Origin of the sequence: Chryseobacterium ginsenosidimutans, assembly GCF_024807225.1 — a bacterium.
Classification (GTDB): Bacteria; Bacteroidota; Bacteroidia; order Flavobacteriales; family Weeksellaceae; genus Chryseobacterium; species Chryseobacterium ginsenosidimutans.
On sequence record NZ_JANUCO010000001.1, the window covers coordinates 2,838,334 to 2,855,610 of the forward strand.

The following is a 17,277-nucleotide window of genomic DNA, read 5'->3' on the forward strand; positions in this document are numbered from 1 at the left end:
TCTTCAAAATTTCTTCAAAATTGAGTAGCAAATTTGTATCAATAATTAATCTTAAAGATACAAAATTAGCTCATGAAAGGTTTACTACCAAGCTTATTATTGGTTATTCTAAGCTTCCAAAAAAATTACGCCCAAGACAGTTTACAGGTTGATAATAGTAATGATTCAACGGTTATTTCAAAAAATATTTCAGAAGACAAAACACATCAGTTCACGTATAAAAAATTGATTGTTCCGACTGTTTTGATCTCTTATGGAGTTGCAAGTTTGAGCATCGACGGACTCAAAAAGCTGAATACATCTACACAATACGAAATCAGCGAGCATAAACCAGATCATATCAAACTCGACAGTTATTCCCAATTTGCGCCCGCAGTTTTGGTTTACGGCCTGAATGCTTTTGGTGTCGAAGGAAAACATAATTTAAGAGACAGAAGTATCATTTACGGAACTTCTTTGTTGATTACAACGGCGATCACCGTTCCTCTGAAACACGCTGTGAAAGAGGAAAGACCGGATTTATCAAACACGCTGTCTTTTCCTTCCGGTCACACGGCGATCGCTTTTGCATCTGCTCAGTTCATGTTTCGGGAATACAAAGATTCTAATTTTTTGCTAGCGGTTTCGGGATATTCTCTTGCTGTTTTTACGGGAGTTTACAGAATGCTGAACAATAAGCATTGGTTCGGAGATGTGGTAGGAGGAGCCGGCTTTGGGATTTTATCAACAGAATTGGCGTATTGGCTATATCCGAAAATTAATAACCTTTTGGGCGGAAAAAGAGAAAATTCTTCATCGATGATAATGCCTTATTATCAAAAAGGAAATGTGGGAATTGGTTTTGTTAAAAATTTTTAAAATTTACTTATGACTTTCAACATCATTCTTCTTTTCATCGGAAACCATTATAGCATTTTGGATCAGCGCAATTTGTGGAGGTGGAGCGAGCTTACTATTAATCCCTATTTTAAATTTAATTCTTCCAAGCTCTGTCGTTCCTTTTTCTTTAACCATCGGAACTTTTACGAGTTCCGTTTCAAGAATTGCCGTTTTCAAAAAACATATCAAATGGAAAATATTCTTTTGGTTTGTTCCGTTTTCAATTCCCGCAGTTTTGTTGGGAGCATGGTTAATTAAATATGTAAATCCTACTTATTTACAGCTAATTGTCGCTTTTTTCCTGATTCTCAATCTTCCGGAATTGTTTAAATCTAAAAAGAAAGAAACGGAAAATAATAAACCATATCCAAAGTTTTTATTAATAATTATCGGATTTTGCGCAGGTTTTGTTTCGGGAATTACAGGAGCGATCGGATTATTATTCAATCGTTTTTATTTAAGATTCGGATTAAAAAAAGAAGAAATTGTAGCGACAAGAGCCGCAAACGAAATCTTTTTACATTTCATAAAATTAATCATTTACGTTTCAATCGGATTATATTCAAACACCGCTTTATGGTTGGGCTTAACAATAGCTGTTGCAACAATTATTTCTTCTTACACGGTAAAATATATTCTCCCATATTTGAGTGAATTTTTATTTAAAAAGATAGGGTACAGCGCGATGGTTATTTCGGGGATCGTCCTTTTGATCGGAACTTCCGAGAAAATTATTCAGCAGGATAACATTTCTTTTTCGGCAACCCACGAAAATAGTGAATCGGTTTCAAAAATCTCGTGGCGAAATACCGATTTCATCATTGAATTTGCATTTGATGATGGTTTTGAAGTAGAAAGACCCATAAAACCAAGTGAATTACCGGATCATTTAAAAGAGAAATATGAAGCTTTAAAAAATCAGTATGACAAGATTCATTTGGAAAAAGTCTTTACGATTAATAATGAACCAGCTTATGAATTTTACTGTTATAAAAACGGAACGTTAACAAAATTTGAAATATAAATTGTTATATTTTCAATACATTAAAACCTCTTCTTATCAATCTTCGGCTTTGATTTCATCACTGAAAAATAGGAAGACGTAAAAGCAGATAAGCTTTGATAGCCAATGGAATGTGCTATTTGACTTAAAGTATATTGTTTCGTATCAATCAGTTCGATGCTTTTTAAAATTCTTACCAACTGATGATATTTTTGAAGCGTAATTCCTGTTTCGTTTTTAAAAATTCTTTGCAGATTTCTCACAGACATTTTCGCTTTTTCTGATAATACATCAATATCAAGATTATATTTAAAATTTGAATTAATATAATCACAAACAGGAATCAGCCGTTCATCTTTCGGCACGGGAATTTCCAAAAAGTTACTTTCTTTGCAAAAATTAGGAAGGCTTTTTAAAATTGCTCTGAAAAATATATCCTGTTCTTCATTTTCCGCTAAAGATTGAGACCATTTTGAAGCATACAAAAGCATTTCTTTCAAAACAGCAGGAACCGCAAAAACCTGAACATTCTGATAAAAATCGTCATTAAAAACAGATTTAAAAAGAAAAACCATCAGATTTACCGTTTTTGCTTCTGAACTTATTCGATGTAATTTCCCGGACGGAATCCAGATAACATGATTTTGCGGAACCAAATAAATTTTATGATCAATATGAAAATACTGATAACCTTCTTCCACAAAAGTTAATTGCGAACGATTATGAGAATGTTCGTAATTATCATGTTTCCAGTCCTTTTCATACCAAACATAAGCTTCTTTTTCTATGGAATCCACAAATTGGCTGTTCGTTTGTTCAATTAAGCCACATTTTATATTGTCGTTCTGCATATAATTTTTGGCAAATTTAATAAAAACGACATAATTAATTTTGCATTATAAAATTTATAAACTCAAAATGAAAAAATTATTTCCACTATTTATTTTAATAATAAGCATCACCAATGTTATGGCACAAAATAAGGCTAAAGTATTGGTTCTTATCCATTCCGATAATGGAGGAACTTACGAATTGGCAAAAGAAATTGCAAAAGGAATCGAAACTGACAACAATGCAACAGCCGTTATAAAACAGGTGAAAGAACCTCAGAATCAAAAACTTAAAAATATTCCGGTGGCAACGGTGGATGAACTTCCGACTTACGACGGAATCGCTTTTGGTTCGCCCGTTTATTTCGGAAATATCAGTACAGGAATGAGTGAATTTCTTTCTAAAACAGTCAATCTTTGGACAAATCACGCCTTGGAAGGAATACCTGCAACGGTTTTTATGTCTGCAGGAAGTGGGGCAGGAAAAGAATTGGCTCTTCAGTCTTTCTGGAACAGTCTTGCCGTTCACGGAATGGTGCTAGTTTCAAACGGAATTCGTGGTTATGAAGGCATTAATAAAACGATTCCACAGGGAAATACGGTTTTAGGAACAACCACAATGGCTTCCTTAAAAGATGTTGAAAGACCAACAAAAGATGAGCGTGAATTGGCTCAGTTGCAAGGAAAAAATTTCGCAAAAATAGCTTTTGCATTAAAAGGAACGCTAAATAAAAAAGAGATAAGAATTAGCGAAAAATCTGAGGATTTCAATCAAATTTTAAAAGAAAAGAACATTATTCTGCCACAAGTTCCAAAACCTGCAGGAAATTATAAACCATTTGTTCGTTCCGGAAATCTGATTTTTATTAACCAAGTTGCCCTAAAAGACGGAAAAATTTTCAATCCCGGAAAATTAGGTATCGATGTTAATGAACAACAGGTAAAAGAAGCGACAAAAGTAACCATGCTGAATGTTTTATCTGTATTAAATGAAGCGGTTGGCGGAGATTTAAGCAAAGTAAAACAATGTGTTCAACTGACAGGGATTTTCAACACAAAAGACGATTATACCAATCATGCAGGCTTAATGAATACGGCTTCGGATTTGGCGGTAGACGTTTTTGGAGAGAAAGGAAAACATGCGAGAGCTACATACGGAGCTTCTTCAATTCCCGTGAATTCGTCTGTAGAAATTCAGGCTATTTTTGAAATAGAGTAGTTTTTTTATATATTTTAATTTTGTAATTGAAAAAGCAGTGAAAAATTTTCACTGCTTTTTGTTATCTTTGATAAGTAATTTTAATAAATTAAATCGTTGCATTTCCTTCTACACCATCAGCATTATTGGTGGTTTTACCCGTAACTGCAGAAGCAACAAAGGTAAATAAACTCACCAGTTTTCCTGCTTTTGTATCCCAATAATACGTTTCCGACGGTTCTACACGGATGATAGAAACATGGGGATCATCTTTTCCGTCTTCAAACCAAGCTTTTGCCATCGGTGACCATTTGTCTTCGATCGTTGTTTTATCTTTGTAAATGGAGGCTTCACCGAATACAGAAAGATATTGATAATCAGAATTATTCATAAAAAACAACTGTACTTTTCGATCATCTTTTATTTCGAAATTTTTGTTGCTTGTATCACTGCTGATAAACCAAAGATTCCCTTCGTTATCGGTTTCCTGCAGAGACATTGGTCTGGAATTGATCGGAAGAGTTCCCAATTCCGTACAAAACATACAGATTTTTGCGCTTTCCGACAGTTCTTTGATTTTTTTAATCGCTTCTAAATGCGTAAGATTTTCTGTTGACATAATATTATATTTTAAGTGATTGGTTTTGAATTAAAATAGAAATTTAATTACATTTTACCATTCAAAAACCTGACCACAATTAAAATATTACTATGAAAATAAATTTTTAATTAAAATTTTCAAGCGCTGATTTCAAAACTCTGTTGCTTGCTCGCATGAAGTAGACTTTTATAATATTCCGAAGGAGTTTTGCCAATTATTTCCTTAAAATAACGGTTAAATGATGATTTTGATTTAAAACCCGATTCATAAGCAAAAGACAAAAAATTAATATTTTCATTTTTCTGAATGGCTTTTTCGACCATATTTTTGAAATATTCGATGCGGTATTCGTTGATGTAGCGGTAGAAAGGCTTGTGTTTGTAACCGTTTAGCATTTCGCTGATCTGGTATTTATTGATCTCTGTTTTTAAAGCCAGCTGATCAAGATTTAATTCACAATCTCTGAATAGCTGTTTTTGCTTTACAGAATCATCCATTTTCTGCCACAATTCATTGAATTTTATTTCGTAATCAAGCGTATTTAGTGGAAAATTTTCTTTTTCTAAAGGAATGTTTTCAACTGCAATTTTAAAATGGCTATCAGGAAGTTCCGGAAGAGCTGCAATCTCTGTTTTAAGGCTTTTTCTTACAATTAAAAGACAGATAACCAACAACAAAAAGTACGCAACCGTTCTCACCGAAATATTAATCAGATGGAAATATTCGGGAGAAGTATGAAGTAATATTTTTGAAATAATAACAAGCAATTCCATAAAAAGAATGCAGTAAGAAATTCTTTTTATCACATCATATTCAATTCTTTGAGAATTTTTAAATCCATTTTTATTGATTATTAAAACACTTCTTAACGGATAATATAAATTGATAGTAAAAAGTACGGTTAAGCTGAAATCATTATACAGATCAAGCAGTTTTTGATCAACCCGATTCAATACAAAAAATACACAGGCAACCGTTAAATAAGCAATCATCAAAATAAAAAGCGGTATAAAAGTGTACCATTTTTTCGCCAGAGAAAAATCTTTTTTGGTCTTGCTCAGCGTGTATAAATAGATCAAAGGTCCGTAACAGACACCGATAAACGTATTCATTTGCTGTCTGATACTTTCGTCAGGAATAAAATTGAAAATAACAAATTTGATAATGAGGTGAACCGCAATCGCAGAAAGCAGAAAAATAAACAGATAATTTGACGGTGATTTTCTCTCTCTGAACTGTAAAAGCCAAAGCGCCACAAGTGCCTGAAAAGCCCCAATGATAACTATATATTGCATTCTTCCTTAGGTTTTCACAAAATAAATACTAAATCATCAATTTATCATTGTCAATACTATTATTTATCTATTAAAAATTTTCTAGGCGAATTAATATTAGGTTCATAAATAAATAACAAATAGTTAAATCTATTTAAATATCTATAAATCAATTTATTAAAAGTCTCAATCCAACGAGTGGTACGTTTTATAATATGGTTTTTTCCTGTGGACGAAAAGGCGTTTTGATTCGCCCAATTTTGCAACAAAAAAATTCCTATGAATAATTCTATTGGTTTTTCAAAACACAAGTCGAGGATCATGCAGGTATCTGCTTTTTTCCTCTTGGCTTCTTTTGGAACCATTCATGCGCAGACCATCAAAGGAACTGTTGTGGGTAAAACAAACGGGGCACTTCCGGGAGCGAATATTTCGATTGTAGATGTTGATGCGAAAGCTGTTTCGTCATTAGACGGAGATTTTAATATTCTTTCGCCAAAACTGGGAGAAATCAATATTAAAGTAGAATATATCGGCTATGAAACGAAAATTTTTCCGATTACCATAAAAGAAGGAACAAATGATATCGGTTATATTACGATTGCTCCCGAAGAAAAAAAGAGCAAGGATAAAACAACTGATATTGAGGGTGTTGTTATTTCAAGACCGAATGCTTTAACTCAGGCAAAAGCTTATGAAATCAAGAAAAACAACAATGCCATTATGGAAGTTATCGCAGCCGATGCAATTGGAAAACTTCCGGATAGAAACGCGGCAGAAGCAGTGCAAAGAGTTCAGGGAGTTGCTGTTGCGAGGTATCACGGTGAAGCAGATCAGGCGACCGTTCGTGGAACTCCTTTTGCGTGGACTTCCGCCTTATTCAATGGAAATCGTCTTCCGAGTGCGAATGTTTTAGGAAACAGGTCTTTCGTTCTGGATGTTATTCCTTCAGAATTGATTCAGTTTGTGCAGGTTTCAAAAGCGGTGACTCCAGATATGGACGGTGATGCGATTGGTGGAAGTATTAATTTTATTACAAGAACCGCTCCAGCAAAGAAAACGTTGAGTGTAAGTGGAGCAGGAGGTTACAATACTTTTTCTCAAAACGCAACGTATAATGGCTCAATTGTTTATGGAGACCGTTTTTTCAAAAATAAACTGGGCGTTATTCTTTCCGGTGCGATTTGGGACAGACAATGGGGCGCAGATTCATTTGATGTAACCTATAATACAGGTGCTGCCAATGATGTAGAAAAAAACTCCATTAGTACGGTCATGATGAAACGATACATGGGAACAAGAAGAACGATTGGTCTGAATGGAGGTTTGGAATATAAATTTAATGCAAACAATAAGGTTTATTTCCGTGGAATGTTCAATAAATTTGATGATATCCGTCCGGTTTACGAATCGTATGTAGATTATGCAAACAGCCGTTATCAATACAATTTCAGATATTCTCACTATCAAACTGAATTATACGGAATGGAATTGGGCGGTGAACACAGCCTTTCTTCAAAATTAAATATCGACTGGATGGTGAGCGATTATCAGGCAAAATATTTCCTTGATACTCCGCCGACGAATGATATTAAAGGGCTTCCGATTGCTACTTTCAGACAGAAAATAACAGGCGGATTTGCCAATCTTTCAAGTGATGGAAAAAGATATTGGGGATTTGATTCACCAAACGGAATAGGAGGTGAGTATCATGATTACAGCTCTGATGCAGCCAATCCAAATGAGGTAATGAGTGCTAATAAATTATTGCTTTCTCAATTGGTTATTGCAAAATTAGACAATGATGAAAGAGATAAAATTGCAAGACTTAATGTAAAATATGATATTAATTCTAACATTACATTAAAAGTGGGTGCAAAATACCGCGAAAAAGATAGAAACAGCACGTATGGATATAATGCAGTTTTCCTTCCGAATGCATCTTTAGGAATTCCGAATTCTCCGGCTTTGTTGACGCTGTCTCAATTAACAACAACTGAAGCTCCGAAAGGAACCGCTTTTCTTAACGGAATGAATGGAGATTACAGTCAATACATCATGAATCCGCCTACAAAAGATCAGCTTTTCCAGATGTATTCTCCTGAATTTTTGCAGCAAAACGGGTTTAAAGATTTTTCAAATGCAGAAACCAATGCAACAAGCGTTTATACAGGCGAAGAAAATGTTTTTGCAGCGTATGCAATGGCTGAAATTAAAGCCAGTGATAAATTCAAAATTGTCGGAGGTTTCAGAAACGAGACAACAAGATTAACCTTAAACGGAGCAAAAGCAACAAAACAAGGAACTCCCGCAGCAACAGTAATCAGCGAATCTATTGTAGAAAGCAACTATAATGCTTTTCTTCCGATGCTTCATTTGCGTTATAATTTTTCACCAAAAGCAAGTGTAAGATTTGCTTATACAAGATCATTTATCAGACCTAATTTCGGAGATATGTCTCCCGGATCGAGCATTGACAATACTTCAAGTCCGAACAAAATCACAAGAGGAAATCCGGATCTGCAGCCTACTTTCAGTCATAATTTTGATTTGATGGGCGAATATTACTTTAACAATATCGGTATTCTTTCAGGAGGTGTCTTTTACAAAAAAATCTCAGACATTGTATTTTCAGACACCTCTATTATGAATCTTAACGGGACTGATTATATGGTGACTCAGGCGAAAAACCTTCAGGATTCTAATTTGTTGGGAATGGAAATAGGAATCAACAAACGCCTTGATTTTTTACCGGGTTTCTGGAGCGGTTTCGGAGTAGAATTTAATTATACATTCATCGATTCGAGCGTTGAAGTTCCGAGAACCACAAACGGAGTTCAGTATTTTGATAAAACCACGCTTCCGAATCAGTCTAAAAACCTTTTCAACGCGATTCTTTATTATGAAAGCAAGAAGGTAATGATCCGTCTTGCAGGAAATTACAGAGGAAAATCTGTGGAAACCATCAATCAAAATCTAGGTCCGAATTATTATATCTGGTCTGATAAAAACTTTACGATCGACTTTTCGGCAAGTTATGATATCAGTAAAAAAGTGAAATTATTTGTTGAATTAAATAATTTAAGCAACGAAAATTTAAGGCTTTATATGGGCGACAATAAAAAAAGGGTAACATCAAACGAATGGTACGGAAGCAGAGGACAACTGGGAGTTCGTTGGCAAATATTCTAAAATTTTATCTATGAAAAAAATAGTATTAACATTAGCAATCGTTGCTTTCGGAGCGACAACACATGCACAAATTAAAGACAGTCTTCGAAGAGTGGTAAAAATGGAAGGAGCATATAATTTTAGAGATACCGGAGGGTACAAAACGACTGATGGAAAAGAAGTTGTACTGGGAAAAGTGTACAGAAGTGATGCGATTAATAAGTTGTCTGATAAAGATTTACAAACTTTTAAGGACAAAAAAATCGTAGCGGTGGTAGATTTCAGAGGGGTTGAAGAAGCTAAAAAAGCACAAGACAGACTTCCGGAAAATACAAGTTATATTCTTTGTCCGGCTGGAAGCAACAACCTTCCGACCGCTCAGGATATGGCTAAATTTTTAAAAGACAAAAACTTTTTATTCGATATGTACGGCGAAGGCGGATTACCGTATTTCGGAGAAAGATATAGATCATTATTTGTTCAGTTATTGACGTTGAAACCCGATGAAGCCTTACTTTTTCATTGTACGGGAGGACGTGACAGAACGGGAATGGCATCTGCTTTATTCTTAAAAATACTGGGTGTTCCGCAAGATGTAATCGAAAGTGATTATGTGGCTTCCAACTTTTATTTAGCAAAAAATCCGACAATGCAGGGAATGTATTCCGGGCTAACAAAAATGACAGGAATGAGTGAAGCAGAAATCAAACAACAAATGGAATTAAGACCTGAACTGATCAGAAATTTCTTTGCAGCCATCAATAAAAAGTACGGAAGTGTAGAAAGCTTTTTCCAGATTGAAATGGGAATCGGACCGAGAGAAATTGCCGTTTTAAAACAAAAATATTTGAAATAGTCGATTGACAATTCATATCAAAACTTAGTTAGATTTTTATAAAAATAAGCCGTGTTGAGTTTTCGCACGGTTTATTTGTTTTCTGATATTTTTAGGTTAAAGCTTTTCTGCAAATCACTCCAAGCTCCACCGTTATGAACATTTTTAAAACCTTTTTCCTTTAAAATATGCTCCACTTTTACACTTCTTAAACCATGTGAACACACCGTGATATACGTTTTATTGGGATCAAGTTCTACATATCTTTCCCGGATTGTTCCCAACGAAATGTTCTGTGATCCGGCGATATGTCCCGTTTCGTATTCTTTTTCGGTTCTTACGTCGAGAATGACGGCTCTGTTTTTAATTAATTTATCTAATCCGTCGTCCAAAGTTTGGTATTTGTAGACACGATAAACGACGTAAATCAGTACAATAATTCCGCAAAAAATCAAGGCATTTTTCATAGCTTTCTTAATATTTTTTTATCAATATAAAATGTTCCAAATGGAATGATACACGCTAAAAGCACTTTCCAGGTTGTATCTTTGAACTTCCAGTTTTGTTCGACACCAACGCTCAATGTATTAAATAAAAAGAGCAGAAATAATGTGCCGTGAATTGGTCCCATCATCTTTACAAAAGCAGGATTATCAAAGCCATACTTCATGGGAACTGCGATGAATACTAAGGTTAATAATGAAATACCTTCAAGAATGGCAATAATTCTTAATCGCCCGATTTTAGTTTTAAATAAATCTATCATAATTATCTGAAATAAGGTCTGTTAGCAAGAGGAGAGAACGGCCACGGAATGGCAATGAAAATAACGAGTAAAGCAATCGTAAAATAAATCAGTATTGTTTTAAACTTCTCTTTCTCAGTCGATTTTCTTTTTGAAATTGAAGAACCAACGGTTATTAAAATTATTGAAAACAGCATTAGGAAAATATGAATCAATCCAAAAAATAAGAGATCAAATGATTCTTTTGCTTCACTGAAATGAGTCCAAAAGTATTTGATAATCGGGCTTTGAGAGTATAAAGTAATTCCCAGAACCAATTGAATATGCGCAATTGTCGCTGTCCAATGTCTCACAGAATTATCCGTTTTTGAAAATTCTTTATCCAAAAAATATCCTTTGTAAGCTCTGAAAATCGAGTACAATAAACTCAATAAAACCAACCATCGAAAAGTGGAATGCAAAAATGTAATTGTCTGATACATCATCAATTTTTTATCAACCCGACAAAGGTATAATAAAAACATACTAATTAGTATGTTTTTAACGAAAAAAATTATTTCAAACTATCAAAATAAGACTTAAGTCCTTTTAAATAAACAAGATAAACTCCTTTAGAGTTTTCTAATTTTCCTAAATTTCGAACTCCCCAATAACCGGAAAGAACAAAAACAGCCACTTCTTTTGCATTAACATCAGCCTTGATTGTACCGTTTTCTTTTCCTTTTTCAATGGCGTCAATCATCGTGTTTTCCCATTGTGAAGTAAGTTCATTTAAAGCCTTGGTAAAATCAATATTCCAAGGAGCCATTTCCTGAGTGAAATTGGAAGCAGGACAACCGTACTCAACCTTTAAAGTCTCATTTTCTATTAATAAATAATACATTAAGTTATATATCGTATCAAACGGATTTACAATATTTTGGAAAGGTTCAATGAAAGTGTTTTTGAAGTTTGGAATCATGAGTTCATTGATGATCGCCAAACCCATTTCATCCTTGGTTTTAAAATGATAATAGAATGCACCTTTCGTTACCTGAGTGGTCGCAATAATCTCATCAACACTGGTCGTTTGATACCCGTTGACATAGATGAGTTCAAATGCTTTTTGAAGAATATTCTGGCGTGTTGCTTCCGATTTTTTCATAAAATACCAATTGGTCTGTTTTACAAAGGAACGATATTTTAGGTAACAAAAAAAGAGCTGCTTTGAAACAACTCTTTATGGGTTAAAATATTAAGGAATCATCTTTTCCGCCTTTAATTTTTCGAAAACATCAATAAATGATCTTTCGGTATTCTGATATTCACTGAAGCCCAGATTTCGGCTATTGGTCATATCGCACATCACTTCAAGCGGTCTTCCCAGATCAAGATCCGTATGCCAAGCGGAAGATAATCGGTTTAAATTTTCTTCTTTTAAATTATATTTTTGAGCGATTTGTTTCCAAATTTCCAGATCGTTTTCCATTTCTTTTTCCAGCGGTTTGATTTCATTTTCAAAGCCAACAGCTTCAATTTCAAACCAATCTGCCAATCTCTTCCAAAGCCACTTCCAACGGAAAACATCTCCGTTCGTAATGTTGTACGCTGTATTTTTTGCAGATTCCGTCGTAGAAGCCCAAACCAATTGTTTTGCCAACATTCGGGCATCGGTCACATCAGAAATTCCGTTCCATTGTTCGGAAGATCCCGGCCAAATAAATTTTCGCCCTGTTTCTTTACAAATACTTGCGTAAACAGCTAAAGTGGAAGCAATATTCATCAGATTTCCAATGGCATAACCCACCACCGTATGCGGTCTGTGAACGCTCCACGTAAAACCATCTCTTTCTGACGCCTTATAAACTTCATCTTCCTGAGCATAATAAAAATTGGGAAGTGGAAGTCTCGGATGTTCTTCTCTTACGGGTGTTTCGGGCAATTTACCTTCTTTTGCATAGGCTTCAAACGGACCTAAATAATGTTTCAGACCTGTTACCAACGCAACATGTTGTATCGATTTTTTCGGAGACAAAACATCCAGAAGATTTCTTACCAATGCACTGTTGACACGGATATTTTCGTCTTCCGTATCATTCCGCATCCAGGTTGTAAAATAAATATGAGTAGGAGAGATGTTTTCCAAAGCTTTTTCCAGATTCTGAATATCTAATAAATCAGCTTTAACAGGGATTAAATTTTCAATCGTATTATGGGGAGTTCTAGACAATCCGTACGTTATAAAACCTTGTGAAATAAGCTCCTGTGCAAGATTGCTTCCCGTAATTCCGGTAGCTCCGACTACCAATGCGATATTTTTGTTTTCCATATATGTAAAAATTATTTTACAAAATTATGGCGATAATACAGCAAAATACTTGATCTAAATCACGGGTTTTTGTTGATCTGGATCAAGTCTATTTAAGGGAAATCTTTTTGCGGATTCTACTTACTGTTTCCGGCGCCAAACCAAGATAAGAAGCTATCAAATTATGTGGAACCCTTTTAATAATTTCGGGATCGTTCTTTATTAATTGACTATATTTTTCTTCGGCAGTAAAACCACTGGAAACAATTAATCTGTTATCTTTTGTCACCAAACTATTTTGATATAAAATTCTGAAATAACGCTCCATTGCGGGAATTTTTAACATTAATTTTTCGTAATCATCACGGTTGAGCATCAACAGTTTCTGTTTCCTCAATCGCATCGATATTTAAAACCGCTTTTTCCTGATTAATAAAACTGTTAAAATCTGAAATCCACCAACCTTCAAAAGCAAAAAGATTGATGTGTTCACCGCCTTTTTCATCCAAAAAATAAGATTTTAATAAGCCTTTTCTAACGAAAGAAATATATTTACATGTTTCGCCTTCCTGCAATAAATACTGCTTTTTTCGAAGCTTTTTAAATACGAAAAACGACTGTAGTTCAACTTTCTCTTCTTTGGTTAAATCGACTTTATTCTGAATATGGGTAAGGAGAATTTTAAACATTAAAAAAATATTTACTCCAAAATTACTATTTTCACTACAATATTTTTTTATTTTTTGAAATTTTAAAGGATAATTTTATTGTTACTATTTATTTACATGAAAAATATTTTTTAATTAAACGTGAGTCCGGAATAAAGTTTATGGGAACTCATTTCATTATTAAAATAAAAAAAACGGCAAAATTACGAAGTCGTAAATTTGCCGTTTCACCTTTTTTAGGTTGTTTTATTTTTTAAGATAATTGATAATTCCAATCACATCATCTTTCCCGAAACCTGCATCATGAGCGGCTTGATACGTCTCAATCAAAGTGTTGGACAAAGGAAGATCTGCGCCTGCGTTTTTTGCCAGTACAATATCTTTCAACATTAGATCCAAAGCAAAGGCGGCATCATAATTATCATCGATCAACAATGGAGTTTTTACTTTTGTAGCGCCACTTCCGCTTGCGCTTTCGTTGATGATTTCAAGCATATCTTTTCGCTCAATTCCCAGTTTATCAGACAATAAAATGGTTTCTGCCAATCCTTGATAAATCGTTGAAATAAAATAATTAACGGATAATTTCGCAGCCAGTCCTTTTCCGTTTTCACCTAAATGTTTTACCTGTTTTCCTAATTTTTCAAAATAGGGAAGAACTCTTTCCAGATCTTTTTCTTCACCACCGACCATGATTATCAAAGTCCCATCTGCAGCAGGTTTTGTACTTCCGGCAACCGGCGCATCGAGAAAAGAACCTTCTTTTATTTTAAGAGCATTTGCAATTTCCTTGCTCACTTCAGGAGAAATTGTACTCATATCAACGAATAATTTCCCGGAAATATTTAATGTTAAAACTTCTTCGTAGACTGCTTTTACAGCGTCATCATTGGTTAACATCGTGAAAATAACATCCGAACTTTTCACCAAATCTGAAACATTTTTATAAACGACAGAGTTTTCTTTAAAATCTTCAGCTTTTTCAACCGTTCTGTTATAAACGGAAAGAGGAAATCCTGCTTTTTCTAAATTTTTCGCCATCGGATATCCCATATTTCCGAGTCCGATGAATCCTAATTTTTCTGTACTCATTTTATAATTTATTAATTAAAATACGTCAAATTTATGCCTAATATTTGTACCCTGCATCACGCAGCCCGACTTGAGCGGAAATCCTTTTGTGAGGAGGAACGACGAACAAAAGATTGGGAGCGGAAGGCGGATAAGCTGCCCAAATAAATAATTTCAGACAACTTATTGCTAGATATGACGAATTTTCATTTTATTCGTTTTAAAATTTACTTTATGTGACTGTAAAAATCTGGCGTAGGATTCAGTCTTTTATTTTGCCATTGATGCCAATAAGGATAAATCGGAGGAACTTCACTTGCTTTGTCCAATTTTTCAACCTGTTCGCGGGTAAGATTCCAGCCGACAGCTTCAAGGTTTTGTTTTAATTGCTCCTCGTTTCTTGCACCAATAATAATACTGGAAACCGTAGGACGCTGCAACAGCCAGTTTAAAGCAACCTGGGCAACGTTTTTGCCCACTTCTGCAGCCACTTCTTCCAACGCATCGATGGTGTTGTAAAAAATTTCTTCCTGAACCACCGCTTCCGGAACCGGACTTCCACCTTGTGCGATTCTGCTGTCCTGAGGAATCGGTTTATTTCTTCCGTATTTTCCGCTCAAACGTCCTGATGAAAGGGGAGACCAAACAATAGCTCCTACATTTTGGTCTAATCCGAGAGGCATCAATTCCCATTCGTATTCGCGGTTTGCTAATGAATAATAAACCTGATGAGCGATATATTTGCTCCAGCCATATTTTTCTGAAACGCCGACAGACTTCATTAAACCCCAACCTGAAAAATTGGAAGCCGCGATATAACGGACTTTTCCGCTGGTTACTAATTCGTCTAAAACCTTCAAAGTTTCTTCAACAGGCGTATTTCCGTCGAAACCGTGCATGTGATAAATGTCGATATAATCTGTTCCCAACCGTTTCAGACTTCCTTCGATCTGCTTTAAAATATGTGTCCTGGAAGAACCTTGATTCAACGGATTTTCACCAAAAGTAAAAGTTGATTTGGTTGATAAAATAAGTTTGTCCCTGGAAATTCCTTTAATGGCTTCACCCAAAACTTCTTCCGATTTTCCGTCAGAATAAATATCTGCAGTATCAAATAAGTTGACTCCCGCATCCAGACAGATATTAATCAGCTTTTTTGCTTCATCTGCCTGTGTGCTTCCCCAAGCTTTGAAGAAATCACCTTCGCCTCCAAAAGTGGCAGTTCCGAAACTTAGAACAGGAACTTGCAGCCCTGATTTACCTAAAAATCTATATTCCATATTTATTGTTATTAATTGATGTATTTTCGTTTATTATTATTGACTTTTCAGCTTTTTCATGAATTCCATGATGGCAGGTCTTAATTCTTCAAACCAAAGGATGTTGTTTGTTTTTGAGCATTACTTCTGTAAAAAGTTTTAAACCTAAAGCAAATTCGTGCGCCGTTTGTTCATTGTCAAAAACATTTTTAGCTTTAATTACATCAAAGATCTGAAATAAATCGTCATGATTTTCAAAATCAAATGTTAAGTTTTTTCCACCATCAGAACCGTCTTTTAAAGATAATTCTTTAAGTTCAATCTGGTATTTATTGCTTCTTTTTTCCATGATTTTAAACTAAAAATTATTAACCAATTCGTCAATTTTAGTTAATTCTTCCTTACTTAACTTAATCTCAATCGCTTTTGCATTCTGAACCGCCTGATCAGCATTTCTCGCACCCGCCAAAGCAATGGTAATTCCTGGTCTTTCAAGCGTCCAACGAAGAACCAATTGCCCTAAAGTCGCCTTATGTTCATCCGCAATCGGCTTGATTTTATCTAAAAGCTGATTTGTTTTTTCAATAAATTCCGGCTGAAAATGTTTGTGACCTGCTCTGTGATCTCCATCTTGAAATTTATATCCATTGTATATTTTCCCTGTTAAAAGACCTCTTTCCAACGGACTGTAAGCTAAAATTGATTTATTATTTTCAATGCAATAAGGAAGCGTTTCGTCCTCAATTCCACGGTTTACCATACTGAAAGGAATTTGGTTTGAAACCAATTTTAAAGTCTTTTCCGCTTCTGCCATTTGCTGAGCATCATAATTACAAACACCTGCAAAACGAACTTTTCCCTGTTCGATCAACCTTGAAACGGCTTCAAAAGTTTCATCGATCGGAGTGGTAGAATCCGGCCAGTGAATCTGATACAAATCGATATAATCTGTTCCTAATCTCTTTAAACTTTGCTCGCATTCGTAAATAATACTTTCTTTACCCGCATATTTGTAAACGTCAATCGCATCACCGTTATTTTTAAAACTGTTAAATCCAAAATCACCTTTCGCAAGATCCCATCTCATGCCGAATTTCGTCAAGATCTGAACTTTATCACGGGAAAGACCTTTTATCGCTTCACCTACAATTTCTTCACTCGTTCCCTGTCCATAAATTGGAGCGGTGTCGATTGAAGTTACCCCAACATCATAAGACGCTTTTATGGCTTCAATAGCTTCATTTCTATCCGTACTTCCCCACATCCAGCCTCCTGCAGCCCAAGCTCCAAAGGTGATTGCTGAAATTTCAAGTTCGCTATTTCCTAATTTTCTGTATTCCATATTTTTAATAATGATTTTTTATGAATGAAAAATTTTAACCTTAAATTTTATTTTAATTAATTTTTTAAAGTCTATACAAATTTTGTTAAAAAAAACCGTTTTAAGGTTGTATAA

The 17,277-nt window shown here is 34.8% G+C and carries 20 protein-coding genes; 5 read left to right on the top strand and 15 right to left on the bottom strand.

From position 1 onward, the window contains the following. Positions 1 to 72 precede the first annotated feature (72 nt). Positions 73 to 858, top strand: coding sequence for a phosphatase PAP2 family protein (locus J3D55_RS13355; protein WP_259131810.1), 786 nt, complete (start codon positions 73 to 75; stop codon positions 856 to 858). A gap of 3 nt (positions 859 to 861) precedes the next feature. On the opposite strand, the gene J3D55_RS13360 is transcribed toward J3D55_RS13355, so the two are convergent. After that, positions 862 to 1,056, bottom strand: coding sequence for a hypothetical protein (locus J3D55_RS13360; RefSeq protein ID WP_259131811.1), 195 nt, complete (start codon positions 1,054 to 1,056; stop codon positions 862 to 864). On the opposite strand from J3D55_RS13360, the gene J3D55_RS13365 reads away from it, so the two are divergent. After that, the gene (locus J3D55_RS13365) at positions 965 to 1,903 is read left to right on the top strand and encodes a sulfite exporter TauE/SafE family protein (RefSeq protein ID WP_259135104.1); all 939 of its coding nucleotides are present in this window, start codon (positions 965 to 967) and stop codon (positions 1,901 to 1,903) included. The two genes, J3D55_RS13360 and J3D55_RS13365, sit on opposite strands and share 92 nt — an antisense overlap. A 20-nt stretch (positions 1,904 to 1,923) precedes the next feature. Here the strand turns inward: J3D55_RS13365 and J3D55_RS13370 are convergent, their stop codons facing one another. After that, positions 1,924 to 2,733 carry a helix-turn-helix domain-containing protein gene (locus J3D55_RS13370; RefSeq protein WP_259131813.1) on the bottom strand — a complete coding sequence of 270 codons (810 nt, stop codon included), beginning with the start codon at positions 2,731 to 2,733 and terminating at the stop codon, positions 1,924 to 1,926. Between the two features lie 67 nt (positions 2,734 to 2,800). On the opposite strand from J3D55_RS13370, the gene J3D55_RS13375 reads away from it, so the two are divergent. Continuing rightward, positions 2,801 to 3,931 (top strand): Atu1372/SO_1960 family protein, encoded by a 1,131-nt coding sequence (locus J3D55_RS13375; RefSeq protein ID WP_259131815.1) that lies wholly within the window; start codon positions 2,801 to 2,803, stop codon positions 3,929 to 3,931. Between the two features lie 88 nt (positions 3,932 to 4,019). Here J3D55_RS13375 and J3D55_RS13380 read toward each other — a convergent pair whose 3' ends face one another. Together J3D55_RS13380 and J3D55_RS13385 are read right to left on the bottom strand one after the other, a co-directional pair. Further along, complete coding sequence (locus tag J3D55_RS13380) at positions 4,020 to 4,529, bottom strand: pyridoxamine 5'-phosphate oxidase family protein (RefSeq protein ID WP_259131817.1); 510 nt, start codon at positions 4,527 to 4,529, stop codon at positions 4,020 to 4,022. A gap of 119 nt (positions 4,530 to 4,648) precedes the next feature. Further along, positions 4,649 to 5,806: a helix-turn-helix domain-containing protein gene (locus J3D55_RS13385; protein ID WP_259131819.1), complete on the bottom strand. Its 1,158-nt coding sequence runs from the start codon at positions 5,804 to 5,806 to the stop codon at positions 4,649 to 4,651. A 258-nt stretch (positions 5,807 to 6,064) separates the two neighbouring features. On the opposite strand from J3D55_RS13385, the gene J3D55_RS13390 reads away from it, so the two are divergent. Together J3D55_RS13390 and J3D55_RS13395 are read left to right on the top strand one after the other, a co-directional pair. After that, positions 6,065 to 8,977 (top strand): TonB-dependent receptor, encoded by a 2,913-nt coding sequence (locus J3D55_RS13390; protein ID WP_259131820.1) that lies wholly within the window; start codon positions 6,065 to 6,067, stop codon positions 8,975 to 8,977. Between the two features lie 10 nt (positions 8,978 to 8,987). Then, positions 8,988 to 9,812, top strand: a complete 825-nt coding sequence (locus tag J3D55_RS13395) for a tyrosine-protein phosphatase (protein ID WP_259131822.1) — start codon at positions 8,988 to 8,990, stop codon at positions 9,810 to 9,812. Positions 9,813 to 9,883: 71 nt separating this feature from the next. On the opposite strand, the gene J3D55_RS13400 is transcribed toward J3D55_RS13395, so the two are convergent. The 11 genes from J3D55_RS13400 to J3D55_RS13450 form a co-directional block, all read right to left on the bottom strand. Further along, positions 9,884 to 10,258, bottom strand: a complete 375-nt coding sequence (locus J3D55_RS13400; RefSeq protein ID WP_259131824.1) for a rhodanese-like domain-containing protein — start codon at positions 10,256 to 10,258, stop codon at positions 9,884 to 9,886. Then, a complete protein-coding gene (locus J3D55_RS13405) occupies positions 10,255 to 10,557 on the bottom strand; it encodes a DUF3817 domain-containing protein (protein ID WP_259131826.1) in 303 nt (100 codons plus the stop codon). The genes J3D55_RS13400 and J3D55_RS13405 overlap by 4 nt, the downstream gene beginning before the upstream one ends. 2 nt (positions 10,558 to 10,559) lie before the next feature. After that, complete coding sequence (locus tag J3D55_RS13410) at positions 10,560 to 11,060, bottom strand: hypothetical protein (RefSeq protein WP_259131827.1); 501 nt, start codon at positions 11,058 to 11,060, stop codon at positions 10,560 to 10,562. Positions 11,061 to 11,089: 29 nt separating this feature from the next. Further along, positions 11,090 to 11,680 (bottom strand): TetR/AcrR family transcriptional regulator, encoded by a 591-nt coding sequence (locus tag J3D55_RS13415; RefSeq protein WP_259131829.1) that lies wholly within the window; start codon positions 11,678 to 11,680, stop codon positions 11,090 to 11,092. A gap of 90 nt (positions 11,681 to 11,770) precedes the next feature. Next, positions 11,771 to 12,844 (bottom strand): SDR family oxidoreductase, encoded by a 1,074-nt coding sequence (locus J3D55_RS13420; RefSeq protein ID WP_259131830.1) that lies wholly within the window; start codon positions 12,842 to 12,844, stop codon positions 11,771 to 11,773. Positions 12,845 to 12,932: 88 nt separating this feature from the next. Beyond that, entirely contained in the window at positions 12,933 to 13,169 is a 237-nt protein-coding gene (locus tag J3D55_RS13425) for a cyclic nucleotide-binding domain-containing protein (protein WP_259131831.1), read from the bottom strand. Positions 13,170 to 13,185: 16 nt separating this feature from the next. Beyond that, complete coding sequence (locus J3D55_RS13430; RefSeq protein ID WP_259131832.1) at positions 13,186 to 13,512, bottom strand: Crp/Fnr family transcriptional regulator; 327 nt, start codon at positions 13,510 to 13,512, stop codon at positions 13,186 to 13,188. Between the two features lie 225 nt (positions 13,513 to 13,737). Continuing rightward, positions 13,738 to 14,583 (bottom strand): NAD(P)-dependent oxidoreductase, encoded by an 846-nt coding sequence (locus tag J3D55_RS13435; protein WP_259131834.1) that lies wholly within the window; start codon positions 14,581 to 14,583, stop codon positions 13,738 to 13,740. Between the two features lie 206 nt (positions 14,584 to 14,789). Continuing rightward, the gene (locus tag J3D55_RS13440) at positions 14,790 to 15,842 is read right to left on the bottom strand and encodes an aldo/keto reductase (protein ID WP_259131835.1); all 1,053 of its coding nucleotides are present in this window, start codon (positions 15,840 to 15,842) and stop codon (positions 14,790 to 14,792) included. A gap of 88 nt (positions 15,843 to 15,930) precedes the next feature. Then, positions 15,931 to 16,170 (bottom strand): DUF3861 family protein, encoded by a 240-nt coding sequence (locus J3D55_RS13445; protein ID WP_259131838.1) that lies wholly within the window; start codon positions 16,168 to 16,170, stop codon positions 15,931 to 15,933. Positions 16,171 to 16,179: 9 nt separating this feature from the next. Beyond that, positions 16,180 to 17,163: an aldo/keto reductase gene (locus J3D55_RS13450; RefSeq protein WP_259131840.1), complete on the bottom strand. Its 984-nt coding sequence runs from the start codon at positions 17,161 to 17,163 to the stop codon at positions 16,180 to 16,182. Positions 17,164 to 17,277 lie beyond the last annotated feature (114 nt).